Here is a 23,842-nt window from a genome sequence, read left to right as displayed (position 1 = left end):
ACAGGATGTCGGGGCTTTTTAGTTTTAACCTACTACTTCAATAGTACTTGCACCCGCGCCGAGTGGTTTTACCTGAATTTGTACTGGAATACGCTCATGCATTTCTTGAATGTGTGAGATGAGAATGACTTGGCGTCCCTGATTTTGCAATTGATCTAAAGCATTCATCACCATGTGCAAAGATGAGGCGTCTAAAGTACCAAAGCCTTCATCAATAAACAGCGATTCAATTTTCATTGAACCCGAGGCCATATTGGCAATCGCTAAAGACAAGGCAAGGGCAGTTAAGAACGATTCACCGCCAGACAAAGATGCAACTGAGCGGGTTTCTCCATCCATGTCGTGGTCAATAATGGCAAGACTTAGAGACTGATCTAGACGTTTTAACGTATAACGTTGAGACAGCATTGCCAGTTGCTGGTTGGCATGTTCCACTAAAATATCTAGGTGATATTGCTGGGCATAGTCGCGGAACTCTTTACCTTTTGCATCACCAATCAAGCCTGAAATTTTGCTCCAACGATGTTCTTCTTGCTGAATATTTTGAATTTGCTCGGCGTATTGTTGCTGTTTAGCCAGATTTTGCTGATGCACTTCGAGCTTAAGCTTAAGTCGATCACGTACTTCAAGTTGTGCTTTAAGCTCTGCAATATTGTCTTGAATAAGGCTAACAAGCTTTTCATATTCAATATCTGGCTGAGTTTGTAAGTGCTCGCTTAATTGCTCTTGCATGGTTTTAAGGGCAGAAGAGGCTTCACTTAATAAACGCTCAGCATGATTAAGACGATTACGAATGTCTTGCTCTTGGGCGGAATTGATTTGCATGAGCGCCGTAAGATCAGTTGCCTGAAAATCAACGTGGGCTTTTAACCAGTTTTGAATTTGCCCATCAATTTGCTGCTGGTACTCCGCAGTGTGTTGATACTGATGTTTAAGTTGATCGAGCGCCTGTTTTTGCTGCTCAAAGTGCTGTCTGGTTTGTTCAAAACGTTGTTTAGCCTCGTGATACGCCGTTTGTTGTTGCTGACGTTTAACGTCATGCTCAATTAGCCATTCGTGCGGTTTAATATCAGAGAGGCCCGTCATTTGCTGAATGAGCGACACCGCTTTTTCATTATTTTGTTGGCCTTTAAGCGTAATCTCTTTGAGATTTTGATCGATCTCATCAATTTGCTTGGCCATTTGTTCAAAGTTAGCAGTCAACATTTTAAGTTCTTGTTGCTGCTGTTCAAAACGATGTGAAAGCTGTTCTTGTTGCTCAAGCTGCTTAGCGCGTGCATCAAGAATAGTCCAAGTCTGCTTAGCCGTTTGGCTACTCGACTGCTGCCATGCGTGCTGTTCGGCTTCAGATAAACACTCAACAATATGTTGAACTTGTTGTTGCCATTGCTGTGCCGTATTGAGCAAGCTTTCATTGCGCTGAATAGATTGCAGCAGTTGATTGTGATGTTTAATCGCTTGGGTTAAACGCAAGTTTTCTGAGTCAAATGAATTTATGGCAGTTTGCGCAGCTTGTCTGAGTTCGTTCAGCGTTAGCAAGATCTGCTCAGGAGCTTGATTAAGCTCAATATGTAATTGATTGAGCTTAAACGTTTGCTCAAGCTCTTGTTGCAAGCTTGATTGTTTTGTTTGAAGTTGAGCTAGATATTTCTGAACTTGCTCAAGCTCGGCACGACACTGGGTAAGTGCATGTTGCTGGATTTGCCATGCATTAAATTTAGTTTGCTCGAGTGCAACAGCTTGCTGCTCTTGTTGTTGCTGCAAATCGAACAAGGCCTTGGAGACTGCACTGTCATCAACACGATAGGGATGATGTGTACTTCCGCATACTAGACAAGCTTCGCCTTCTTTAAGATTGGCCCGTAACTGCTCAATATTTTCAGTGTGTAGTAAACGCTGCTGTTGCAAAATGTGCTGTAACTTTTCACGTTCAGTTTTTGCTGTTTGGTAGTCTTGTTCAGCTAACTGGCAAACGGTTTTAAGCTGTTCTTCTTGCGCGGAGGTTTGAGTATGTTTTTCGTTGAATTGTTGAAGCTCAGCATATAGCTCATGATAAATTTTTATTTTTTGCTGAATCAGATCTAACTGAGTGATTTGAGCAAGTTTCTGATCTTTATCTTTACGCTGTTGCTCAAGTTTTAACTCAATTTGTTCAACTGTGCCGAGTGAAGCTGTGAGTTGTTCGAGTTCACTTTTAGCTTCCGATAATTTTTGGCGGGCAAGGGTAGGATTGCCAAGCTGTTGTTCAATTGCTTCGTAATTTTGAATAAATTGCCCAAGCTGATGCAGATGCGCTGAAAGGCCTTTGTCCAATACAGCATATTGCTGAGTCTGAGTAAGCTGCTGTTGTAGATGAACTTGGTCTTGTTGAAGCTGTGCAATATGCTGCTGCACCGTATTTTGCTGTTGTTGCAATGGACCGAGTTTTTGTTCAAATACATTTTTCTTTTCTTTGCACTTTTTATATTCATCGGCAATAAAAGCACGTTCTTGAATGGACTGCCGAACTTGATTTAAAGCTTGTTGATGTTGCTGCTCAAAATCGAGTGTCTGTTTGAGCTCTTGTTCTGCGAGTTGATACTGTTTTTGTCCCGTTTCAAAAATTTGTACTAAATCATTAAACTTGGTTTGCGCTTGCTGAATTTGCGGCTCAAGTTGTTGTAGCGTTTGTAAATTTTGAGATTGCTGAAAAACTTGTGGGCGTATTTCAGAGAAAACTTCAAGGCGTTTTAATTGCTCACGATCACCAGCCAATTGCTGATGGTGATTTTGTTGAGTTTGAAACTGTTGTTGTTTCGCTTGAACCTCTTGCTCAAGTTTTGCCTTACGCTCAAACCATTGTTGTTGTTTGTCTAAAACATTTTTTTGTTGTTCTAACTGTTGATGGTTTTGCTCGGCTTGCTGATATTGCCCGGTAAATGCAGCAATATCTTCATCAGACAAAATTTCGATATGTCCTAAAAACTCTTCAAGCTGTTTACGCTGCTTTGCTATATCTGCGGTTTTACGAAAAGCCAGCTCACCAATTTTGGCGAAAATGCTGGAGTTGGTCAGGTACTCGAGTAATTCACCGCGTTCGCTGTCTCGAGCTTTTAAAAATGCGGTCACTTCGGACTGGGCAAGTAGCACCGCACGAGTAAACTGTTCAAAAGAAAGCTGGGTAATTTGCTTAACTTTTTCATCAACCGCTTTGGCTTTGTCGGCAAGTACCACACCATCGGTTAAACATTTTAAGTGGCGCTGCACACTTTGCAATTTACCATTTGGGTTTTCACGTGCGCGTTTAATTTCCCAACGCGCCAAATAGCGCTTTTGATCTTGTGCGATAAAGCAAAGCTCAGCGAAACCATGTCCTGTACCACGGCGTAAGACAGTTAAAGGTGAGTTAGTGAGTAACTCAGAACCATCAACATCTTTTAATTTACCATCACTGTCTTTTAGACGTGGAACCCGATTAAACAAAGCTAGGCACATGGCATCTAAAATGGTCGACTTACCTGCACCAGTTTTTCCCACAATCGCAATGAGACCTGCATGGGCGAGAGGTGCACTTTCAAAATCAATAAAGTGTTCATCAGAAAGAGATGCCAGATTTTTTATTCGAATGGATAAAATTTTCATGACATATCCTTAAGGTGTTGCATCATTTTCAAGATGTTTTTGTGCTTCTTGTACTAGGCTTAGAAAATCTTTTAAGACCGCATCATCGGCGCTGTAACCTTGTTTTTCCCAAATATTTTGAAAGAGTCTTTCTGGTGTTGGCGGTTCAAGTGCGATTTGCTGAGTAGTATTTGAGTTGATCGCGTCTTTATTTACATATTGACGTGAAATACGCACTAAACGATAGCGGTCAGGTGGTAGGGCCGCTTCAAACTGCTGACGTAAATTCGGCTGTGGCGGCGTTAAACTATAATATTCAATATCCACATATTCACGGTGGTCAATATTTTCAATCACGCCCCTTGGTAAGGCTTTGAGTTGTTGCAAGACTTCATTTAATTCACCACGAATGCGGTGCAATTGTATGCAACGCGGAATTTCGACAGCTTCAAATTGCAAACGGCTGTCAATGTCTTGAGAAGGGTCAATTTTGACCTCAACCACTTGGTGTTTATAGTTAATTTCACTAAAAGAAAGTGGAATGGGTGAGCCGCTATAACGAATGTGCGGCTGGCCTACTTTTTGTGGTTTATGTAAGTGCCCTAAAGCGACATAGTCGACAGCATCTTCAAACAATGTCGTTGAAAGTGCTTCTTCATTACCAATAATAATGGGGCGTTCAGAGTCGGATGTTTCCCCACCTTGCATATGCGCATGCGACATCAAGATAAGCGCTTGGTCCGGTGTTTTACGACGTTTGGCTTCGGCAATGAGTTGCTGGTGCAAATAGGCAATCGCATTTTTGCTATTGGTGGTATGTTCGTTAAAGCCCGTAATTTCGGCCGAACGTAAAAAAGGCAGGGCAAGGCACCACGCCGCAATATCTTGATTTTGATTATAAATAGGTAAAAGTAGTCGATCGAGATCTAGAGTTTTATCTTCATTCCAGCGAACCACACCCACAGTTTTTGCATTGTATTTTTCTAAAAGTGGTTCGACCTGTTCAATACGGTAGCCTGAGTCATGGTTACCCGCAATCATGAGCGTTTGCATGTGCGGTGCAATACGATGGGCATCTGCTAAAAATTGGTAGAGTTGCTTTTGTGCTTGAGAACCTGGGTTAATTACATCAAAAATATCGCCAGCAATGAGTAGGGCATGCGGTTGTTTTTCTTGAATTTGAGTGAGTAACCAGCTTAAAAATTGTTGGTGTTCGTAGTGGCGTGAATGATTATAAAAAAACTGCCCCAAATGCCAGTCAGAAGTATGTAAAAAATGTACGGACATAGAAACAGACATCAAGCCAAAATAAACACAGTTACGTTAGCATAAATTGGCGGGAGATTTTATCAAGACATTTTAAAGTGCTCGTTATTTAAGCCCATAGTAAAACTTGAATTAAATTTTTCACTTTAAACGCTGCTTTGTTACTATCGACTCAAACCATGAACTTTGAGAAAAAAATGACCATTCACGAATACGAAGTAAAAATACAGTGGGAAGGCAATACGGGTACAGGCACTTCATCTTATCGTTCTTATAAACGAGACTTTAGTATTCAACATCCTCAAAAGACTACTATTCAAGGTTCATCAGACCCTGCCTATTTAGGCGATGTGACTAGATGGAACCCAGAAGATTTATTGGTTGCATCAGCTTCAGCTTGCCATAAGCTTTGGTATTTACACCTGTGTGCAGTCAATCATATTCACGTTGTGAGTTATATCGATAAAGCACTTGGCTTTATGGAAGATGCAGATCCAGTTAAACGTGGTCACTTTACTCAAATTATTTTAAGACCAGAAGTTATTTTAGAAAAAGGTGCAGACCAAGCGCTTGCAGCAAAACTGCACGAAGAAGCACATCACGAATGTATGATTGCCAATTCGGTGAATTTCCCAATTACATGTGAAGCCAGCTTTAGCTTTGCCGAATAATCAATATGAAATAGCCACCGATAAAAAGGCGGTGGCTATACATTAAAAATAAATAGAGTCGTTAAATAAGATCTTTAAGCTGCATTTTCATCGACTTGGAAAATACCAAAAACGTTGTGGTCTAAATCGACAAAGTAACCATGCCAAGCGCGGCCCGGAATAGCAAATTTATCCATCGCGACAATACCACCTTGCGCTAAAATTTTTGCAGCTACCTCATCGAAGTTTTCGACTTGAACCGAACAGGTAAATGCATTGGTGCCATATTCCATTGGCGGCGTTTGGGCTGGGCGTTTTAATAGTCCACCCATAATTGAAGGTGTCTCTATGCGGTAATATTCAATCGGTAAGCTTTCATCGAGTTTAAATTGCCAACCAAACACAGCTTGATAAAACTGTGCATCGCGGGCAGGGTTTGAAGACTGGATTTCAAAATAGGCAATAGTGTTCATATTATTTAAATCATATTTTTATGGTGTAAAAAGTATACGCATAGCCTTTATAGCCACGAAAGCACTATTGTGTATGGTGAGCGTAAAATAAATGAAAGTGCTAGAAAATAAAAACCGACGATTCGAGTGATGAGAGAATCGTCGGTCAAAAACTTCATCAAGGGTTTCGGCTGCTAACAAAACCTAATCCGAAGGAAGGAAAGAGTCGTAATGAAAGGTCACCGAAACAATTTTGCGGATGCCGTGCAAAGGAAGTATTCGGTTGCTGCGACCTTGTTACCCTATATAACGTCAAGAGATCAGGATTGGTTGACAGAAAAATGAAAAAAAATCGAAAAAAATTTATAATTATTTTTTGAACCCATAAATTAGGCAAAAATATGACCAAATTACGTTCTTACTTTCTCTGGTTTTTTGGTTTATGCATCGTGCTCACCTTAATTGTAGGTGTGGTTGCAGCACTATTACCAGCGAGTGTAGGCGGTATTTTAACAGCCGTTCCATATTTAGGCGCAATGATTTTTGTCTTATTTAAATTCTTAAAGAAAGAACGCCGTGCACCGACTGTACCAGAAAAAAAGAAATTTACTTTAGGTTTTACTTTGATTTTTTGGGGCTATAACTTGTGTGGTGTTTTATTTGGCCTATTTTTATTTGCCAGAAAAGACCCTGAGATTTTGCAAAACTTTATGCTTTACCTCAAACAACCTCAGTTCTTAAGCATTATGGTGATTATGCTTTTAATGTTAGCTATTCCACTTTATTTAATTACCTATTGGTTTTATGGCAAACAAGCACAGCGAATGGCTGACAAAATGTTTAATGTGCAATAGATCACTACGAAAACTCATACGATTAAATATAAATGAGTCTTATACAATTAAATAAAACTTGAATCCTCAGCTTAGGAGGAAATATGAATAAGAATGTATTAATTACAGGTGCAAGTGGTTTTATCGGAACGCATTTAATTAAGTTCTTGCTACAAAAAAATTATAGCGTGATTGCTGTGACACGGCAGGTTGGAAAGGCATCTGATCATCCTGCCTTGCAATGGGTGCAAAAGTTTGAAGATATTTCGACCCGACAAATTGATTATGTGGTGAATTTGGCAGGTGCAAATATTGGCGAGAAACGCTGGACCGAGTCACGTAAAAAACAACTCATTGAAAGCCGTGTAAATACGACCCGAAAACTGTATGCATGGCTCAAGCAATCTCAAATTTTTCCTGAAGTGATTGTCTCTGGTTCTGCAATTGGTTATTACGGAATAGATGATCAAGAAAAGTGGGCAGAAGTGTGCACAGAACAAAGTTCACCACAACCTATTTTTATGTCCGAGCTTTGCCAAGAGTGGGAACGCGCAGCTTTAGCAGACGCTCAGCAAAATACTAAAATTATTCGCTTAGGCGTTGTGTTTGGGCAGGGCGGTGGCATCTTGCCTAAAATGTTACTTCCGATTCGACTCAATTTAGTTGGTCAAATTGGTCATGGTCGTCAGCCTGTGGTTTGGGTACATATTGAAGACGTATTAAACGCAATTGAGTTTATATTTAAACATCCTCAATCTGCTCAAATTCACAATGTCGTAGCGCCAGAAAATGTGACTCAAAAAGCTTTTGTTGAACAAGCAGCAGAGGTTTTGAATAAGAAACCATTGTTGTCAGCACCAAGCACTGTTTTTTGCTGTTTGTTGGGCGAACAGTCTCAATTGATCTTAAATGGTCAATTTGTTAAGTCCACAGCCTTACAAACTGAAGGATTTGAGTTTGCTTATCCTCAGTTAAAAATGGCTTTAGAGAATATACTCGCCTCAGGCTAAGATTTTATTTTGCAAACGCTCTGGAGAATATGCTTTGGCATCAACTAATGTCGGTTGACCCAGCATAAGTTGACGGAGCAATTGCGCAGAGCCTGCACCCATACATAACCCATTTCTAAAATGACCAAAGTTTGCCCAGAGGTTGTCCATTTCAGGCATTTTGCCAATGTACGGAACGCCATTTGGTGAACTTGGTCTGAGGCCTGCCCAGCGATGTACAATCGGGAAATCGGCCAGTTCAGGCACCATTTCTAAACATGCTTCTAAAATATTGTGCTGCGTAGTTTCATCGGTAGAGGTGTCAAAACCACGATGTGCCATGCTAGACCCGCATACAATATGACCATCCATACGAGGAATCAGATACATCACTCGATTCATACACATGGTCGGTAGCCAGTGAGCAGGGGTTTTAAATAACAACATTTGGCCTTGAACAGGTTCGACTGGAATTTCGAGTTGTAATTGTGAGTTCCAGTAATGGCTCCAAGCGCCCGAAGTTATTACAAAATGGTCTGCTGTATGTTTGCGACCATTTTCAGTTTGAAGAGCTTGTATGGCATCACCTTGTTGAATCAGTTTTTTAACAGGAGTGTGTTCAAAAAACTCAACATTTGGATGTTGTTTTAAATAACTAATGAGGGACTGTAATACGCGCGGGTTGCGAATATTAGACAGTTCAGGGAAATAAATCGCTTCTTGAAATTGATTGGAAATATGCGGGTTGACTTGCTCTAACGCATCTCGCTGTAAATATTCACAGCGCTGCATCGGTTCTTGATGCTGTTCTGCGTAGGAAAGTCCGACGTCAAAATCTTCTTCATCAAAAATCAGCATGCCTGTGTCATGAATTTCAAAATCAATCCCTGTAATAGGGTAGAGCTTTTGGTTCCATGCTTGATAAGAGGCTTTGCCAAATTGGGCAAGTTGGTTCACTGCATGCACATAGCGCCACGGGTACATCGGAGAGAGAATACCTCCGCCAGCCCAAGAGGCTGCTTGTCCCGCTTGTTGTTGATCAAAAATGCTGACTTTACAGCCTTGTTCAACCAACTCCAGCGCAGACATTAATCCACTTATGCCCGCGCCAATGATTGCAATATGCATGCAGTGTTATCCTTTCTCTGCGAACTTAGTTCATTTCCTTGAGTTTTTCAGCAGCGGTTTCTGCAAAGTAAGTCCAGATTCCGTCTGCACCAGCGCGGCGGCAGCACATGAGTGATTCTAAAATGACTGAATCTGATAACCAGCCATTTTGAATTGCACCAGCTAACATTGCGTATTCGCCACTCACTTGATAAATGAATGTAGGAACACCAAAGGTATCTTTCACTTCACGTACCACATCCAGATATGGCATGCCTGGTTTTACAATCACCATGTCAGCGCCTTCTTGAATATCAAGTGCGATTTCATGTAACGCTTCGGCACGGTTGGCAAAGTCCATCTGGTAGTTATATTTATTACCACCTTTGAGGTTGGATGCAGAGCCAACAGCATCACGGAACGGGCCATAGAAGCTAGATGCATATTTCGCAGAGTAGGCCATGATGTTGGTATAGATGTGCCCATTGGCTTCTAAAGCTTGACGAATTGCGCCAATACGGCCATCCATCATGTCACTTGGTGCAATCACTTCGGCACCTGCTTCTGCGTGACTTAAGGCTTGTTTAATCAAGCATTCTACAGTCTCGTCATTTAGCACATAGCCTGTTTCATCAATAATGCCGTCTTGACCATGCGTGGTGTATGGGTCGAGGGCACCATCAGTAATTAGTACCATTTCTGGTAATTCTTTTTTAAGCAAACGGCAGGTGGTTTGTACTAAACCATCTTCACGCCATGCAGCTTCTGCGGTGAGGCTTTTATCTTCTTGCGGGGTAACTGGAAAAAGAGCCAGTTTTGATACGCCCAATTCCAGAAGTCTTTCAGCTTTTTTCAGTAACAAATCTGCCGACAAACGCTGAATGTTCGGCATACTTGGAATATCTTGGGTCTGATTTTGTCCCGGTAATACAAATACTGGATAAATCAAGTGATTGGTAGTGAGCTGTGTTTCGCTGACCATCGCACGCAACTGGTCATTTTTACGGATACGGCGCATGCGAGTGGCTGGAAATGCAGGACGATTGAACGTATAAGTCATAACAATCTCGATGTTCGGTATTACACTAGGATAGGTTGGCGGATATTCCATTACTGTCAACCGACTGCTGTATTGTAGCCCCATAATGCTGTATTTGTACAAAATTATGGGCGTTTATCATGCTTTTAAATTTAGGCAACATATGAGTGAAGAAAAGAAAAATTGGACTGGGAACATCCATTTAGGTGCAAAAACTGACCTGACTGTGGTTCTCAACCAATTATGTAAGGCGTTTAATAGCTCTCCTTTTTTTAAGCATAGTGGAATGATTATGCGTGTGGTGGACGGGCACATTGAAGGCTATATCGAGATGCAACCCAACCTGATTGGCAATTTGGCATTTCAGATTTTGCATGGTGGTGTTGCTGCAACTTTGCTCGATAGTATTGGTGGAATTGTGGCAATGGAACACCTATATCGCCGTTCAACTCCCGAAACTTTAACTGAAACCATTAAGCAAGTGTCGCGTTTGGCAACAGTCGACATGCGTGTAGATTATTTAGCACCGGGGCGTGGTAAATATTTTATTGCACGTGCCGAAGTATTACGTTTAGGTCGTAAGGGCTGCACCATGCGCATGACCATGGTCAATGATGAAGATAAAGCGATTGCTGCCGGCATTGCTTCATATGCCTATTAAGCAATGAATTGAACCATTTGAAAGCGCCAAGTGCGCTTTTTTTAGTGTATAAAAAGCAGAAATTTTTACAAAAACTTTGAGATAAACATTAATTTAATTAGAACGAACGCATGAGTTATAAATTTTTATTCTCATATTATGAGGTTTTAGCGTTAAAATTAGCTCCTTTGACAATGCGGTATGTCTTGTTTATAGAAAAATAAAAACTCTATAACAAGGTGTAGTGCGAGATTGATGGCAAAGCCAACTCATCTTTAGGAACATACCATGACTGATGCACAAAGCAATGTACAAGAAACAGTGCCAACAACATCTGCCTCGGATGAAAACAATCAAAACAAGCGCAAAAAATTTCTTGGTTTTTTTGCGCTGATTTTATTGATCGCCGCTATTTTGTATGCAATCTGGGCATTATTTTTAAATAATTCGGTGAGTACGGATAATGCCTATGTCGGTGCAGAAACCGCGCAAATTACTTCAATGGTGAGCGGACAGGTCGCTCAGGTTGTCGTAAAAGATACCCAAACGGTACATCGTGGTGACATGCTGGTTCGTATTGATGATCGTGATGCCAAAATTGCATTGGCTCAAGCTGAGGCAGAACTTGCCAAAGCAAAACGCCAATATAAACAAACTGCGGCAAACAGTAGTTCTTTAAACTCTCAAGTTGTGGTGCGTGCTGACGAAATTAACAGTGCCAAAGCACAGGTTGCTCAAGCACAAGCAGACTATGACAAAGCTGCTTTAGAGTTAAACCGCCGTGCACAGCTTGCTGCCTCTGGTGCAGTGTCTAAAGAAGAACTGACTAAAGCACAAAGTGCAGTTGAAACAGCCAAAGCAGGGCTAGAGCTTGCTAAAGCTGGTTTAGCGCAAGCCTCTTCGAGCCGTAAAGCTGCCGAAAGTACTTTAGCTGCAAATGAAGCGTTAATTCAGGGTGTAAGCGAAACTTCGACACCTGATGTACAAGTTGCACAAGCACATGTTGAACAAGCTCAGCTTGATTTGGAACGTACCGTGATTCGTGCGCCAGTCGATGGTGTGGTTACGCGTCGTAATATTCAAGTCGGTCAACGTGTTGCACCGGGCACCAGCATGATGATGATTGTGCCGCTCAATGATTTATATGTAGATGCGAACTTCAAAGAAAGTCAGTTGAAAAAAGTCCGTCCGGGTCAGGAAGTCACGCTAACTTCAGATTTATATGGCGATGACGTTGAATATCACGGCAAAGTGATGGGCTTCTCTGGTGGTACAGGCTCTGCCTTTGCCTTAATTCCGGCTCAAAACGCAACAGGTAACTGGATTAAAGTGGTTCAACGCTTACCAGTTCGTATTGCACTTGACCCGAAAGAACTTGCTGAACACCCACTGCGTGTTGGCTTGTCGATGGAAGCAAAAGTCGACTTATCTGCGAAGTAAACGCTTATGAAAACGCAAACACCTTTTGCCGAACTAAGCGGTGGCCGTTTAATACTGGCAGCGTTTGTTATTGCCTTGTCGAACTTTATGGTCGTGCTCGATACGACCATTGCCAACGTATCTGTACCGCATATTACCGGTAACCTTGCTGTCTCAAGTACACAAGGAACATGGGTAGTTACGTCGTATGCTGTTGCAGAAGCGATTTGTGTACCTTTAACAGGTTGGCTTGCGGGTCGCTTTGGAACCGTCCGAGTTTTTATTTTTGGCCTGATTGGCTTTACCATTTTTTCTTTTTTGTGCGGCCTAGCAAACTCGTTAGGTATGCTGGTGTTTTTCCGTATTGGACAAGGTCTATGCGGTGGCCCGCTTATGCCACTCAGTCAAACCTTGCTGATGCGTATTTTCCCTCAAGAAAAGCATGCACAGGCGATGGGCCTATGGGCAATGACCACAGTCGTCGGACCAATTTTAGGACCAATTTTGGGTGGTCTGATTAGTGACAATTTGTCTTGGCACTGGATCTTCTTTATTAACTTACCGGTTGGGATTATTTGTGTTTTAGCGGCAATGCGTTTGTTAAGAGTGGCTGAAACAGAAACGATTTCTTTAAGAATCGACACGGTCGGTTTAGGCTTGTTAATTCTCTGGATTGGTGCGCTCCAGCTCATGCTCGATTTGGGGCACGAACGCGACTGGTTTAACAGCACCAGCATTATCGTTTTAGCTTTAACTGCCGCCATAGGCTTTGTGGTATTCCTCATATGGGAACTCACCGATAAACACCCCGTCGTAGACGTGAAAGTCTTTAGGCATAGGGGCTTTGCTATTTCGGTACTGGCCTTGTCGCTTGGCTTTGGAGCATTCTTTGGCAGTATTGTACTGATTCCGCAGTGGCTGCAAATGAACCTTTCCTACACCGCGACGTGGGCCGGATATTTAACTGCAACCATGGGCTTTGGTAGTTTGACCATGTCACCGATTGTGGCAAAACTTTCGACTAAACATGACCCACGGGCACTGGCGAGTTTCGGTTTAATTTTGCTGGGTGGTGTGACCTTAATGCGGGCATTCTGGACCACAGACGCCGACTTTATGGCACTGGCTTGGCCGCAAATCCTGCAAGGTTTTGCTGTACCGTTCTTCTTTATTCCACTGTCGAATATTGCGCTTGGTTCGGTACTGCAGCAAGAGATTGCATCTGCTGCGGGTCTTATGAACTTCTTAAGAACCATGGCAGGGGCGATTGGTGCTTCAATTGCGGTGACCGTGTGGGACGACCACGCCAAAGTTGCGCGTAGTGAAATGGTGTCAAATCTAAATACTGCCGAAGTACAAAACACACTTTTGCAAAATGGTTTTTCCGCTGACTCGACCTTAGGAATTATTTCAAACCTTGTCGATAAAGAAGCCATTACCATGTCGGCAAACCATGTATTTTTACTGTTTGCGATGGTGTTTGTCTTTGCGGGACTGGTCATTTGGCTGTGTCCAAAACCCAAACAGGTCAGCGGTATGCCTTCTCACTAAACACAAAAAAGCATCTCTTCGGGGGTGCTTTTTTTAGGCCTACTACAAAATGAGCGAGTTTATAAATAGCAGATTTTGCCTGTATTTAAAGAAATAAAGCATGCCAGAATTGGGCAAATCAGTTATAAAAGAGTGTGATAACAAACAAGGAGACATCACACAGAGCACAAAATAAACATCCTTAATCATTTAATATTATTAAAACTTTATTTTTATCAAAGATTAAAAAACTGAAGACCTGAAAACAAAGAAGCTTGCATGGCAATTGCATGGATAGGCAGGCGTATATATTGGAGTTATCACGTGAATAAAAGATATTCATTTTTGTTCAGTAGTTTATTAGCAGTCGGTTTATTACAAGGATGTGGAGATGACTCCTCGTCAGATCAGCCCAAGGATGATTCAAATACAACCCCGCCTAATTTAATTGTAGATAATGACCCGACCAGTTGTAGCAAACTGGCACAAGACGGTTCAAGCGTGGTGGTCGGTTCAAACCAAAATGGTGACCCAGCCGCACCAGAGGGTGCATCGGGTTATAGACTTGGTAACACGGTTAAATACGCAGATAAATATATGGTGGTGGCAAACACGCCACTTGCGGTAAAAGCAGGGTGTGATGTTTTAAAAGCAGGCGGTAGCGCAGTCGATGCAGCCGTAGCAGTACAAGCCGTGCTTGGTTTGGTCGAGCCACAATCGAGCACGATTGCCGGTAGTGGTTTTATGATGTATTACGATGCCAAAACTAAGCAAGTCACTGCCTATGATGGCCGTGAAACCGCACCAGCCGCAGCCAACGAATTTTATTTAATTCGCCAAAATATATATGACCCAAATTCACCTGCACCTGTACCAAGTGCGCGCCGTAGTGGTCGCTCGATTGGTGTGCCGGGTGTGATGCGTTTGCTTGAACAAGCGCAAAAAGAACATGGCAAGCTCAAGTGGAACCAGCTTTTTGGTGAAGCGATTGGTTTGGCTGACAACGGTTTTCGCATTCCGGGGCGTTTGGCAGATGCCATTGCAAGCAATGCAAGCAATTTAGCACTTGATGCAAATGCAATGGCGACTTATTTCTACCCAGATGGATCACCACGTAAAGTCGGCGAGACCATGACCAATAAAGCCTATGCAAAAACCCTAGAAGCACTTGCCACGCAAGGCGCAAATGCATTGCACACTGGGCCGATTGCGCAAGCCATTGTGGCAAAAGCAGGGCAAACCGTGGGTGATGACCCAGCAAAAACTCCAATTACCCCAAGTTTGATGACCTTGCAGGATTTATCGAACTATCAGGTGAAAAAACGCGACCCGATTTGTACGACGTATCGTGACCGTTACTATATATGTACCATGCCACCTCCATCTTCGGGAGGAATTGCGGTTGTACAGACGTTGGGTATTTTAGAAAACTTTGATATGTCGCTTTATCCACCTAAAAATCCTGAAAATGAAGGTGGTGTGCCGGATGTGATGGGTGTGCATTTAGTGTCTGAAGCAGAACGTTTGGCCTACGCCGACCGCGATAAATATGTGGCAGACACTGACTTTGTCGCTTTACCAGCACAGGGTATTGCAAGCTTTATTGATAAAAATTACTTAAAACAACGTGCAGCACTAATTAACCCGAACCAAAGTATGGGCGTTGCTCCAGCGGGTAATTTCAATACAGCAGCGGGTGTCGACACGACTGTTGAACATGGTACGACTCAGTTCACGATTGTAGATGCCTATGGCAATGTGGTTTCAATGACATCGACTGTTGAATCGAGCATGGGTTCATTCCACATGGTGGATGGTTTCTTGCTGTCAAACCAGTTAACTGACTTTAGTGCGAACCCTTATGACAGCACTGGGGCACCAGTTGCCAACCGTGTAGAAGGGGGCAAACGCCCACGTAGTACTATGGCGCCAACCTTAGTATTTAAAGGCACCACGCCAGATGAATTTTATATGGCAACAGGTTCACCAGGTGGTGGTACCATCATTCAATATGTAGTTAAAACTTTGGTAGGTGCATTGGACTGGAACTTAAATGCACAGCAGGCGACTTCGCTTGTTAACTTTGGCGCGACCAATAGCAAAAACACTAATGTGGATAGCTCGAATGTACAGCTTTCTTTGCTTGATTTGATTGAAGGCTTAAAAGCAAAAGGACATGGCATTTCTAACACTGCACAAACCAGCGGTATTTCAACGATTATGAAAGTAAATATTAATAATCAAAGCAAATACGCAGGTGGGGTGGACCCACGCCGTGAAGGGATCGTGTTAGGCAATGGTGCTTTATAGACCACACTTTAAAAAAAGCTGTCATTTTTGGCAGCTTTTTTATGAGGGGCCTTGAAAAAAACAAAAGGCTCTCCATTATGTAAATATGTTCATCAGTAGCAGACTGTTGATAAATTGCACAGCATTTTATTTTAGTTATGCTATGATGTTCAGACATTCATGGGGATGTTATTGGCTTCGACGCCGGTGATGAAACTCATAGATGCATGCCGAGAGCGCATTTTCTCTCGTAAATAAAATTTGCATTTTAATAGTCGCAAACGACGAAACTTACGCTCTAGCTGCCTAAGGGCAGTTTGTCCGCTTCCTAGAATACTTGTGGTTTAGGAACCCGACCGTAGCGCACGCACACAAGTCCGTATAGAGTCAAGCCTCGGGGCTTTATACCAAACTTAGAGGATCGCACCTTGTACCCTGTTCGTCGGGTCACTTGGTGTTAAAACAATAGACGATATCTAAGCATGTAGTATTCTCGAGCGTAGTGCTGGCGGACGCGGGTTCAACTCCCGCCATCTCCACCAAAATACTTTAAATAAATCAGCCACTTAATGTAAGTGGCTTTTTTATTGACAGGTTTTTGACAACTTCTAGTTTGCTTTAATTTTTACTTTCTAGTCTGATCTTTCATTTATTAAAAAAGTATTATGGGGTTTTATTGATCAATAATGATTCGAGTTTTATCTTCTGGTTTCATACTTTTGTTATTCTAACCTCATCTAAATATATGGTATGAAAATAATTTTCTGTTTTGAATATTCTTATAAATAAAGTAGTTGTTGTCTGAAAAGATGATGAGTTAAATTGGGGGGGAAATCTAGAGCTTTAATTTTTTAATGAGTAAATTCCTTTAGAGATTTTGGATGAGTTCAATTGCCATTACCATGCCACAAGCTGTAAGAAATACAGATGATAGAGCTATTGTTAAAATCGGCCTTTTTCCTTTTCTAAAATACGACAACACATATTGATATTAAATGAACTATTGGCACATACAACTACACCCAGACTCAAGATTAGACGTTGATACGCTAAAAGCTATACTTATGAAAAAACAAGTTATAGGTATGGGTGAATATTGGGAAGACAAAAAAGGAAATTCAGTAATTGATCCTAAGCTTTTCAAAAATGATATGAAAATTGACGATGTTGTGATGGTTCGTGATGGAAGTACGCCAGTAGCATTAGTAAAAGTAAAGGGTGATGCTTATATAGAACACAATACAGACGATGAATTTGATTGGTTCAAACTTAGAAGACAAATTGAAATTCTTGGTTTTTACGAAGAAGATGAGAAAAATCTTCTTTATCAGATTTTAACAGCTTATGGTAAAAGTCATATACAAGCGCCAGGCACTTTAACCTGTTGTAACGGGTCTAATGCTACAAATAATTTTATTGTAAAGTGGTATAAGTTAAGGACTTATAAGAGACTAATGGAAAATATAAAACTGTCAGAAGAGCGACAAACTCACATCAAAGTACTTTGGAACAAATTTAAAAATGAAACAAAAGAGGAAGAAAAAAAATTTAATAAGGACGAAGTTGAGAAATTAATTTCTGAATGGAAATTATATAAGCATAAAATTTTAAATGACACATTGAGTTTGGATGACTACACAAACATTTTAGGAAGTTCCACAGCAATAATGCCCGGCGGATATTTATGTAACTTTTTAGAACGAACCACGAGAATTGTTTTAGGTTCTTCAAAGCCTGGTACAGCATTCAATTTTGAAGTGAAATTGAATGATGACAATTCTACTTATCATATCAAAAGTGTAAACAAGTCAAATGCTACTCGACAAGACGCGGAACTTTATTTTAATGAAAAAATAAAAGGTTTACTGAAAAGTATTGTCTCAAAAACTGATCCGTTAGAAAAAATATATTTGATTGAAAATTCAAATTACAGTGCCAAGCAAGTTTTAATGAAACTAGCTGTATTGGATAATTTATCGGACTTTCTCTATATCTACTCTACACAATGGTTAGAAGAACTATATAACGAGTTTATTGATAGTGATGCTGAAGAAATCTTTAGAAAAAACCATCAAGTTTGTCTTGTAGCAAAGAAACTTTTAGACGTAAATGAACAAGACAAAAACGAACTTGTTTTGCTTTCACGTTTCTTATGGCGTTTTGTAAATTCCAAATCGATTGCAGACACAAACAATCCTAATGTTATTCTTTATGGGCCGCCAGGAACAGGTAAAACATTTTCTGTAAAAAGTAGTTTAGATTTTGTTTGTCAAGGTGATACTTCAAGATATGAGGTTTTACAATTCCATCCATCATTTACTTACGAAGATTTTATTGAAGGTATTAAACCAAAAGGCGTTTCAAAAGATGGAAATATTCGCTTTGAGTTAGTAAATGGTATTTTTAAAAACTTTTGTATCAAAGCGAAAAAACACCCTGAAAAGGATTTTTATTTCGTCGTGGACGAAATAAACCGAGCAAATCTTTCAATGGTTTTTGGCGAAACTTTATCGCTATTGGAAAAAGATTACCGACAAGATACTGAAAATAAAAACCTGATTCGAACACAATATTCTGCGCTAATTGAAGATTTGATCAAAGAGGACAATAAATTTAAAGATTTAGCTTATGAAATTCACAACAATGAAGTGAAGTTCGGAGTTCCTAAGAATGTATTTTTTATTGGAATGATGAATGATGTGGATAAAAGTATTGATGCTTTTGATTTAGCACTCCGTAGACGTTTTAAATGGATAAGAAAAGATTGTGATTACGAAGTAATTGAAGAGGAGACACGTTTCAAAGGAAAAGATCAGTTCAATAATATTGGACTGTATGTCAAAGCCTGCGAAAAATTGAATGACTATATTTCTAAAGACTTAGGTTTGGGAAAATCATATGAATTTGGTCATTCATTTTTTATGAAGATTAGCGATATTGCTAAGCGTAAAGATATTACAAATAACAATATTGAAATTTTATTTAACTTGTATTTGCGACCAACATTGAAAGAATATCTAAGAGCCGTATTTGTGGAAAGCGAATTGGAAAGTAGGTTAGATGAAGCGTTGAATAAGTTCAAAGAAACAATAAAATGAAAATTAGTATTCCAGTCAATCATAATTTTTACGAAGAAGCCCCAATTTCAAACTTAGGTAAAGCTTTCGGAGTAAAACAGTCAAGCGTAAAAAACTTGCAAGAAATATTTTCGTCTGTTTATGAATTAAAACTTGGTGCAGAACAACTAAAACAGATCAAAGTATTTCATTTCAAAAGCAAACGTATTTTTGAGCAAGATGAAGAACGTTTAATTTTAAAATTATATTCAAAAGAAAAAGAAAAAGAAAAAAAATACTTTATTCAAACTGGTGTATATGCTGGAGTGCTTTTTTACAAAGGTTGTAAAATTAATATTACAACAAAATATGGCGACACTTTTCTAAAACGTATGCTTAACTTCGTAAATGATATTTACGTTGACAATGAGCCAATACAAGCAAAGACAGATGAAACCGAAAATCAGTTCTTGTTTATTATTGCTCATTTATTTATTCAGTCATTAGAAAAAGCGGTGGTTTTAGGTTTGCCACAACAATACCAAAAACAGCAAGAGCGAAGTCAAAAAGTAAGAGGAAGTATAAATTTTAATGATTACTTAAAAAGAGATATTCCATTTCAAGGAAAACTAACAACAACTTTCAGGGAACGAATGTATGTTCAAGAAATCATTGATGTTTTATATTTGGCATTAAAGAAATTAGAAAGTGTTTTCGGCAAAGAAATTCACAGCCGTTTGCTTGGTTTAAGTCAATTTTTAAAACAACAATATTCTGGTCGTTTTGCGAGTTACGAAACAATACAAAGAGCCAAAACATACCAAACTATAAACAATCCAATGTATCGTGGTTTCAAAAAAGTTTTGGAGTATGCAGAAATAATTTTATTGAACAAAGACCTAATACCCGATAATGATAAGAAAAGTTTAGAGACAATAGGTTATTTGTTTGATATTGCAGAATTATATGAAATTTATCTTGAAAAACTTTTGAGTAGAAACTTTCCTGAATGGTCGGTAAGTGGACAAGTTGATATTCCAATTTACAAACAGCAATTTTATCGTAGATCAATATTTCCAGACTTAATAATGAAACATAAGGAAACAGGCAAAATTATTGTTTTTGACGCAAAATTTAAGAAAATGGAAATGCAAAATAATGACATTGATAGGTCAGATTTACACCAAATACATTCTTACTCGGGTTATTACCAAAATAACTTAATAGCAAGTGGTTTGATCTATCCATTATCAAAACAATTAGACGTTGAGAAGTCTTACTCTGAGACTTTATACGGTAACAATAATAATGATGTGTTATTTATAATAGATGGAATTTATGTTCATGAGACCCAAACAATGGATGATCTAATTGAAAGTGAAGATATATTTGTAAAACGAATAGCAGATTTGATAGGCAAAAAAGACATAACTATTTAACAAAAGTAACATCCCTATTTCTTTCTTGAAGAGCGTATTTAGAAACTCGGTAATTTGTAGTTATTATACTGACTGCGGCACGCCCTGCATTAATTAAAGCTTCTCTATCGCTATTTATCTGGGAATTTGCACAACCATTCATAAAAAGCATAAACAGAAGAGCACAGATAAATTTAACATAAGTTCTGCTTACTAACATTGTGTGGATCTCCGAGGAATTCTCTGAGTTGTTTTTATTATTTGAATCAGTTGGGGTAATTTACGTTAACTCACTTTAGAAAAAGCCTTCAACATTCAGGGCCTTTCCTCGCTTAGATTAATTTTTTACATTCAATATCATTTAACGGTGAATCAGTTTTCATGATGATTTTTTCAATTTTGGGTTGAAGTATCAAAGCCTCTTTTGAAAGTTCTTTCGCTTTAGCTGATATCCCACTTCCGCTTTTTTCTTTAAGTTTTATATATTTTTCAATGTATTTATTACTTACACATAATGAATCTAAAGCATCAATTGACATCTTACTTTTTTGACCCGAAGCCATTAAATCTAGATCATCATTAAGCTGTATGTCTAAAGAATCGTAAGTTGTATTGATTGCATACATTAAAAAAGTGGCATAACTTAGCAACTGATCATTAGTTTCATTTACCTTGTTAGCTTCATTGTATGCTGCTTTATATAAAAACTTTGTGTAGTAAAGCTGGTTAAATTGGGCATAGAGTGATGCTTCATATGCTTGGGTTATGTCAGCTTCAGTAATTCCATTTTTTTGAGGGCGGACTTGGCTACATGCTACCGTTAAAAGAGACAATAAAATAATACAAAGTTTAGATTTCACAATTAATTAACCATTTCTTATTCAGGCAGGGAATAACTAGATTTAGCTATAACTAATTTATAAAATTAGCTATTAAAAGCTCCTTTTAATTGGAGCTTTATATAGTAATATTTAATTAATTTTCAACTATTTACAAACTTTCTGAAAAGTTGCTAGAGATTTGTCTTTGCTATCTCTTAACTTGATAATTTCATTTCTTGCTTCGTATAGTTGTTTAACACTTTTCTTGGTATCTTCGGTAATATTAGCTTTATATCGCTCATCCATATTATTTATATAGTTTTGCATGTAGACGGTCAGCCAACAGACATCGTTGAGGTCGGTATAATCAAACTTGTTCTTATCTAAGCCAGTTAACCAATTACCATATTCATCATTCAGTAGACTTTGTGCAGTTCTTACCTTTACAAAAGTATTTTTGAAAATAATCTCTTTTAGAGCTGGCTCTTGTTTTACGTCTTTATTGGCTTCCAAAATCAACTTTCTATTATCAGTAACGTAATTCTTGAAGTCCTTTTGAATAAATGTATCTACATCCTCTTTTTCAGATGCTTTACATCCATTGAAGCCAACCAAAAGAAGCGGTGCTAAAAATATTAATATCGTTTTCTTCATATTATTACTCGTGACTAGAAACTACTAAGTGGCGGTGTATATTGATATTGTCGTATAAACTGCGATACGGTAGCACTATCATAAGGACGACCAAATACTTTCTTATACATATTCTCATTAATTAGATATGGTCCATTATTCTCATGGATGGCAATAGCATTCCCCGCTAAAACAGGCTTGTTTGCATTGGAAAGGGCAAGATCAATAACTTCACCAAAGTTTTTCTTAGCAATTGCCATACGTGCTGTAAAAGAATCTTTAGTAAGTTCTCTAATAAAAGTTGAGCCTTCATTTAAGGAATGCTTTTGAGCATACATCGTAAACTTAAGATACATCATTGTATGAAAAGAATATCTTTCTAAAACTGATTCACTAAACTGACGTAAATCATACTCAAGCCCAAAACGAATTGCTAAATCGTGTTCAAAAGGTATTCTGTTTTTAACACCATCCCATTGACCTTGATCCATCATAAAGGTGTAAGGCACTGTAGTGTGATAATTAAGAATTTTAACAATGCTATTGCATAATAATGGATCTAATAATTCATCTGCATGACAGACTTTAACTTCATTATCTAAAGATGGAATTAATGTTGGTGAGAAAACTCTATCTTGTGCCATTTTAAATCCTTACAGTGGAGGTAACGGTTTAGAAGCATCAATGGTCTGAAACTCTACTTCATCTGGTGAGTCAGCATTGATGACATGGGTTTTACCTTCTTTATCCGTCCAACCGGTTTCTACTTTTCCATCCTTCTTGTAAATAATTGAATAGGGAATTTCACTAAAAACTTTTTGGGTCTTTTCATCCTTTAATTGGAACTGAATACCATATTCTTTAGATTTGTCTTCCACAAAGCTATCTTGAGTTTGAGCTTTACTCGCTGGCGAACTTTGAACAGAACCACCACCATTGTCTTGAACTACTAAGTTTTGTTGAGGTAGTAATTTACAGCCACAGGAAAGAGAGTCGTTAACACGGGCAGCAGCTTTACCAAAGATTTGCATATATGGGTCGCCAGACACAATGGTTGCAACAACTTTATGAGTGGGGCAGGTAGCTTTGTCACCGACACAAGCAACGGGAATCCCGTCGACTAGGAACATACTGTTCCCTGAAATTACTTGACCACCGCCACTAGTGGGGCAGCCTATTGTTATATATGGTGTTGCCAAACTTATTCCTTCTTATCTTTATGAAGTGCCAAAATCATACCAAAGAGGGGGTAGACAATACTGTATAGTTTTATTGTTTAGTAGAGTTAACTTATTTCTCAAGGCCCCCATGCCACAACAGAACTTTAATTTTTTGCGCTGATTTAAAGTCATCCACCATTGCGACACAGAGATAAGGGAGCTAAGCCAAATGCTTAGCCCATGTCATTTTTATCGCACCGCCGCATCACGCTAAAAAAAGTAGGGGCAAAGTCCTGTGGGAGAGCAGGACTTTGCAAACTGACATGTTCTAGGCGTTGCATGAGCTGAGGTGAATACACTTGTTCAAGCCGTTGGTAAATACAGTCGCAACTGGCTTGAGTGTGCCCACCCGACAGACAAATTTTTTCAAAATCCTGCTGAGTGTGTATGTCACAACCAGAAACGCTGTAATCGCCGACAACAAGGCCTAAAACCAAAATAGTTTTATAAAATTTCATATTATTCTCGTGATGATTTGGGGATATCTCAGTGAGAAAAAATAAACCGCTATATTTAAAGTTTTAAAATCATTTTTAAAGGCAAAAGTTAACCCGCCTATAAAAGCAATAAAATAAAATGACTTAAATTTTAAAATAAAATTAATTTATAAATTTGAAAATTTAGATAATAGAAACCCAAATTTTAAATAAATAAAAAGTTTATAAGGGAGAGGGGATAAATATATATAGTGGCATGGTCAACTCCTTAAAATGTATGGAGCTCTACCACCAAAAATCACCGTCAATTGATTAGGGTGGTAGAACGAAAGAGGGTTGACAGACCGGACATACAGAACCAGCACACCCGAAGGTGTCCCCCTTCCGCCCTGAACTGCACCCCATAAGTTAGACTTTTAAAACTTATGAGGTGTGCTCTATGC

Annotated in this window: 19 protein-coding genes and 1 other RNA gene; 10 read left to right on the top strand and 10 right to left on the bottom strand. The window is 39.3% G+C overall.

Annotation, left to right across the window (positions count from 1 at the left end; all coding sequences use genetic code 11):
- Positions 1-24: 24 nt before the first annotated feature.
- Complete coding sequence (locus ACTJJG_RS16155; RefSeq protein ID WP_032063404.1) at positions 25-3,621, bottom strand: AAA family ATPase; 3,597 nt, start codon at positions 3,619-3,621, stop codon at positions 25-27.
- Between the two features lie 9 nt (positions 3,622-3,630).
- Positions 3,631-4,899, bottom strand: coding sequence for an exonuclease SbcCD subunit D (locus ACTJJG_RS16150; RefSeq protein WP_069119665.1), 1,269 nt, complete (start codon positions 4,897-4,899; stop codon positions 3,631-3,633).
- A gap of 164 nt (positions 4,900-5,063) precedes the next feature.
- Here ACTJJG_RS16150 and ACTJJG_RS16145 point away from each other — a divergent pair, with 164 nt between their 5' ends.
- Positions 5,064-5,537: an OsmC family protein gene (locus ACTJJG_RS16145; protein ID WP_032063402.1), complete on the top strand. Its 474-nt coding sequence runs from the start codon at positions 5,064-5,066 to the stop codon at positions 5,535-5,537.
- A 74-nt stretch (positions 5,538-5,611) separates the two neighbouring features.
- On the opposite strand, the gene ACTJJG_RS16140 is transcribed toward ACTJJG_RS16145, so the two are convergent.
- Positions 5,612-5,989, bottom strand: coding sequence for a VOC family protein (locus ACTJJG_RS16140; RefSeq protein ID WP_001091952.1), 378 nt, complete (start codon positions 5,987-5,989; stop codon positions 5,612-5,614).
- 380 nt (positions 5,990-6,369) lie between these two features.
- Between ACTJJG_RS16140 and ACTJJG_RS16135 the strand changes: the two genes are divergently transcribed.
- The gene (locus ACTJJG_RS16135) at positions 6,370-6,822 is read left to right on the top strand and encodes an ABZJ_00895 family protein (RefSeq protein WP_017386708.1); all 453 of its coding nucleotides are present in this window, start codon (positions 6,370-6,372) and stop codon (positions 6,820-6,822) included.
- A gap of 83 nt (positions 6,823-6,905) precedes the next feature.
- On the top strand, positions 6,906-7,811 hold the full coding sequence (locus ACTJJG_RS16130) for a TIGR01777 family oxidoreductase (RefSeq protein ID WP_372552562.1): 906 nt from the start codon (positions 6,906-6,908) through the stop codon (positions 7,809-7,811).
- On the opposite strand, the gene ACTJJG_RS16125 is transcribed toward ACTJJG_RS16130, so the two are convergent.
- Both ACTJJG_RS16125 and hemB read right to left on the bottom strand, forming a co-directional pair.
- On the bottom strand, positions 7,803-8,918 hold the full coding sequence (locus tag ACTJJG_RS16125) for an NAD(P)/FAD-dependent oxidoreductase (RefSeq protein ID WP_069119669.1): 1,116 nt from the start codon (positions 8,916-8,918) through the stop codon (positions 7,803-7,805). The two genes, ACTJJG_RS16130 and ACTJJG_RS16125, sit on opposite strands and share 9 nt — an antisense overlap.
- A 25-nt stretch (positions 8,919-8,943) precedes the next feature.
- A complete protein-coding gene (gene hemB, locus ACTJJG_RS16120; RefSeq protein WP_004748084.1) occupies positions 8,944-9,957 on the bottom strand; it encodes a porphobilinogen synthase in 1,014 nt (337 codons plus the stop codon).
- 142 nt (positions 9,958-10,099) lie between these two features.
- On the opposite strand from hemB, the gene ACTJJG_RS16115 reads away from it, so the two are divergent.
- The 7 genes from ACTJJG_RS16115 to ACTJJG_RS16085 all read left to right on the top strand — a co-directional run bounded on the left by ACTJJG_RS16115 (position 10,100) and on the right by ACTJJG_RS16085 (position 20,309).
- On the top strand, positions 10,100-10,597 hold the full coding sequence (locus tag ACTJJG_RS16115) for a thioesterase family protein (RefSeq protein ID WP_002121786.1): 498 nt from the start codon (positions 10,100-10,102) through the stop codon (positions 10,595-10,597).
- A 267-nt stretch (positions 10,598-10,864) separates the two neighbouring features.
- Entirely contained in the window at positions 10,865-12,016 is a 1,152-nt protein-coding gene (locus ACTJJG_RS16110) for an EmrA/EmrK family multidrug efflux transporter periplasmic adaptor subunit (RefSeq protein WP_069119671.1), read from the top strand.
- A 6-nt stretch (positions 12,017-12,022) separates the two neighbouring features.
- Positions 12,023-13,546 carry a DHA2 family efflux MFS transporter permease subunit gene (locus ACTJJG_RS16105; RefSeq protein ID WP_069119673.1) on the top strand — a complete coding sequence of 508 codons (1,524 nt, stop codon included), beginning with the start codon at positions 12,023-12,025 and terminating at the stop codon, positions 13,544-13,546.
- A 303-nt stretch (positions 13,547-13,849) separates the two neighbouring features.
- Positions 13,850-15,835, top strand: a complete 1,986-nt coding sequence (gene ggt / locus ACTJJG_RS16100) for a gamma-glutamyltransferase (RefSeq protein WP_069119675.1) — start codon at positions 13,850-13,852, stop codon at positions 15,833-15,835.
- A 161-nt stretch (positions 15,836-15,996) separates the two neighbouring features.
- Positions 15,997-16,356: a transfer-messenger RNA gene (gene ssrA, locus ACTJJG_RS16095) on the top strand.
- Positions 16,357-16,809: 453 nt separating this feature from the next.
- Positions 16,810-18,912, top strand: coding sequence for an McrB family protein (locus ACTJJG_RS16090; protein ID WP_069119677.1), 2,103 nt, complete (start codon positions 16,810-16,812; stop codon positions 18,910-18,912).
- Positions 18,909-20,309 (top strand): McrC family protein, encoded by a 1,401-nt coding sequence (locus ACTJJG_RS16085; RefSeq protein WP_069119679.1) that lies wholly within the window; start codon positions 18,909-18,911, stop codon positions 20,307-20,309. The genes ACTJJG_RS16090 and ACTJJG_RS16085 overlap by 4 nt, the downstream gene beginning before the upstream one ends.
- 311 nt (positions 20,310-20,620) lie before the next feature.
- Here the strand turns inward: ACTJJG_RS16085 and ACTJJG_RS16080 are convergent, their stop codons facing one another.
- The 5 genes from ACTJJG_RS16080 to ACTJJG_RS16060 all read right to left on the bottom strand — a co-directional run bounded on the left by ACTJJG_RS16080 (position 20,621) and on the right by ACTJJG_RS16060 (position 23,420).
- Positions 20,621-21,148, bottom strand: coding sequence for a hypothetical protein (locus ACTJJG_RS16080; protein WP_372552564.1), 528 nt, complete (start codon positions 21,146-21,148; stop codon positions 20,621-20,623).
- A gap of 126 nt (positions 21,149-21,274) precedes the next feature.
- Positions 21,275-21,763, bottom strand: a complete 489-nt coding sequence (locus ACTJJG_RS16075; RefSeq protein WP_005075349.1) for a hypothetical protein — start codon at positions 21,761-21,763, stop codon at positions 21,275-21,277.
- Positions 21,764-21,777: 14 nt separating this feature from the next.
- Complete coding sequence (locus ACTJJG_RS16070; RefSeq protein ID WP_005075352.1) at positions 21,778-22,386, bottom strand: hypothetical protein; 609 nt, start codon at positions 22,384-22,386, stop codon at positions 21,778-21,780.
- A 9-nt stretch (positions 22,387-22,395) separates the two neighbouring features.
- Positions 22,396-22,941, bottom strand: coding sequence for a PAAR domain-containing protein (locus tag ACTJJG_RS16065; protein WP_005075354.1), 546 nt, complete (start codon positions 22,939-22,941; stop codon positions 22,396-22,398).
- A 194-nt stretch (positions 22,942-23,135) separates the two neighbouring features.
- Positions 23,136-23,420: a hypothetical protein gene (locus ACTJJG_RS16060; RefSeq protein WP_069119680.1), complete on the bottom strand. Its 285-nt coding sequence runs from the start codon at positions 23,418-23,420 to the stop codon at positions 23,136-23,138.
- Between the last annotated feature and the right edge of the window lie 422 nt (positions 23,421-23,842).

The sequence above is a fragment of the Acinetobacter sp. 22512 genome (assembly GCF_052044755.1).
GTDB lineage: Bacteria > Pseudomonadota > Gammaproteobacteria > Pseudomonadales > Moraxellaceae > Acinetobacter > Acinetobacter pittii.
Note: the sequence above shows the minus strand (reverse complement) of the source record. Positions and strands in the feature narration are given on the sequence as shown.

Bases quoted from the DNA above. Each gene is read 5' to 3' on its own strand.
- ACTJJG_RS16135 (WP_017386708.1), top strand. From the start codon at position 6,370: ATGACCAAATTACGTTCTTACTTTCTCTGGTTTTTTGGTTTATGCATC.
- ACTJJG_RS16125 (WP_069119669.1), bottom strand. From the start codon at position 8,918: ATGCATATTGCAATCATTGGCGCGGGCATAAGTGGATTAATGTCTGCG.
- ACTJJG_RS16070 (WP_005075352.1), bottom strand. From the start codon at position 22,386: ATGGCACAAGATAGAGTTTTCTCACCAACATTAATTCCATCTTTAGAT.
- ACTJJG_RS16115 (WP_002121786.1), top strand. From the start codon at position 10,100: ATGAGTGAAGAAAAGAAAAATTGGACTGGGAACATCCATTTAGGTGCA.
- ACTJJG_RS16075 (WP_005075349.1), bottom strand. From the start codon at position 21,763: ATGAAGAAAACGATATTAATATTTTTAGCACCGCTTCTTTTGGTTGGC.
- ACTJJG_RS16140 (WP_001091952.1), bottom strand. From the start codon at position 5,989: ATGAACACTATTGCCTATTTTGAAATCCAGTCTTCAAACCCTGCCCGC.
- ACTJJG_RS16090 (WP_069119677.1), top strand. From the start codon at position 16,810: ATGAACTATTGGCACATACAACTACACCCAGACTCAAGATTAGACGTT.
- ACTJJG_RS16110 (WP_069119671.1), top strand. From the start codon at position 10,865: ATGACTGATGCACAAAGCAATGTACAAGAAACAGTGCCAACAACATCT.
- ACTJJG_RS16085 (WP_069119679.1), top strand. From the start codon at position 18,909: ATGAAAATTAGTATTCCAGTCAATCATAATTTTTACGAAGAAGCCCCA.
- ACTJJG_RS16130 (WP_372552562.1), top strand. From the start codon at position 6,906: ATGAATAAGAATGTATTAATTACAGGTGCAAGTGGTTTTATCGGAACG.
- ACTJJG_RS16155 (WP_032063404.1), bottom strand. From the start codon at position 3,621: ATGAAAATTTTATCCATTCGAATAAAAAATCTGGCATCTCTTTCTGAT.
- hemB (WP_004748084.1), bottom strand. From the start codon at position 9,957: ATGACTTATACGTTCAATCGTCCTGCATTTCCAGCCACTCGCATGCGC.
- ACTJJG_RS16105 (WP_069119673.1), top strand. From the start codon at position 12,023: ATGAAAACGCAAACACCTTTTGCCGAACTAAGCGGTGGCCGTTTAATA.
- ACTJJG_RS16150 (WP_069119665.1), bottom strand. From the start codon at position 4,899: ATGTCTGTTTCTATGTCCGTACATTTTTTACATACTTCTGACTGGCAT.
- ACTJJG_RS16060 (WP_069119680.1), bottom strand. From the start codon at position 23,420: ATGAAATTTTATAAAACTATTTTGGTTTTAGGCCTTGTTGTCGGCGAT.
- ACTJJG_RS16145 (WP_032063402.1), top strand. From the start codon at position 5,064: ATGACCATTCACGAATACGAAGTAAAAATACAGTGGGAAGGCAATACG.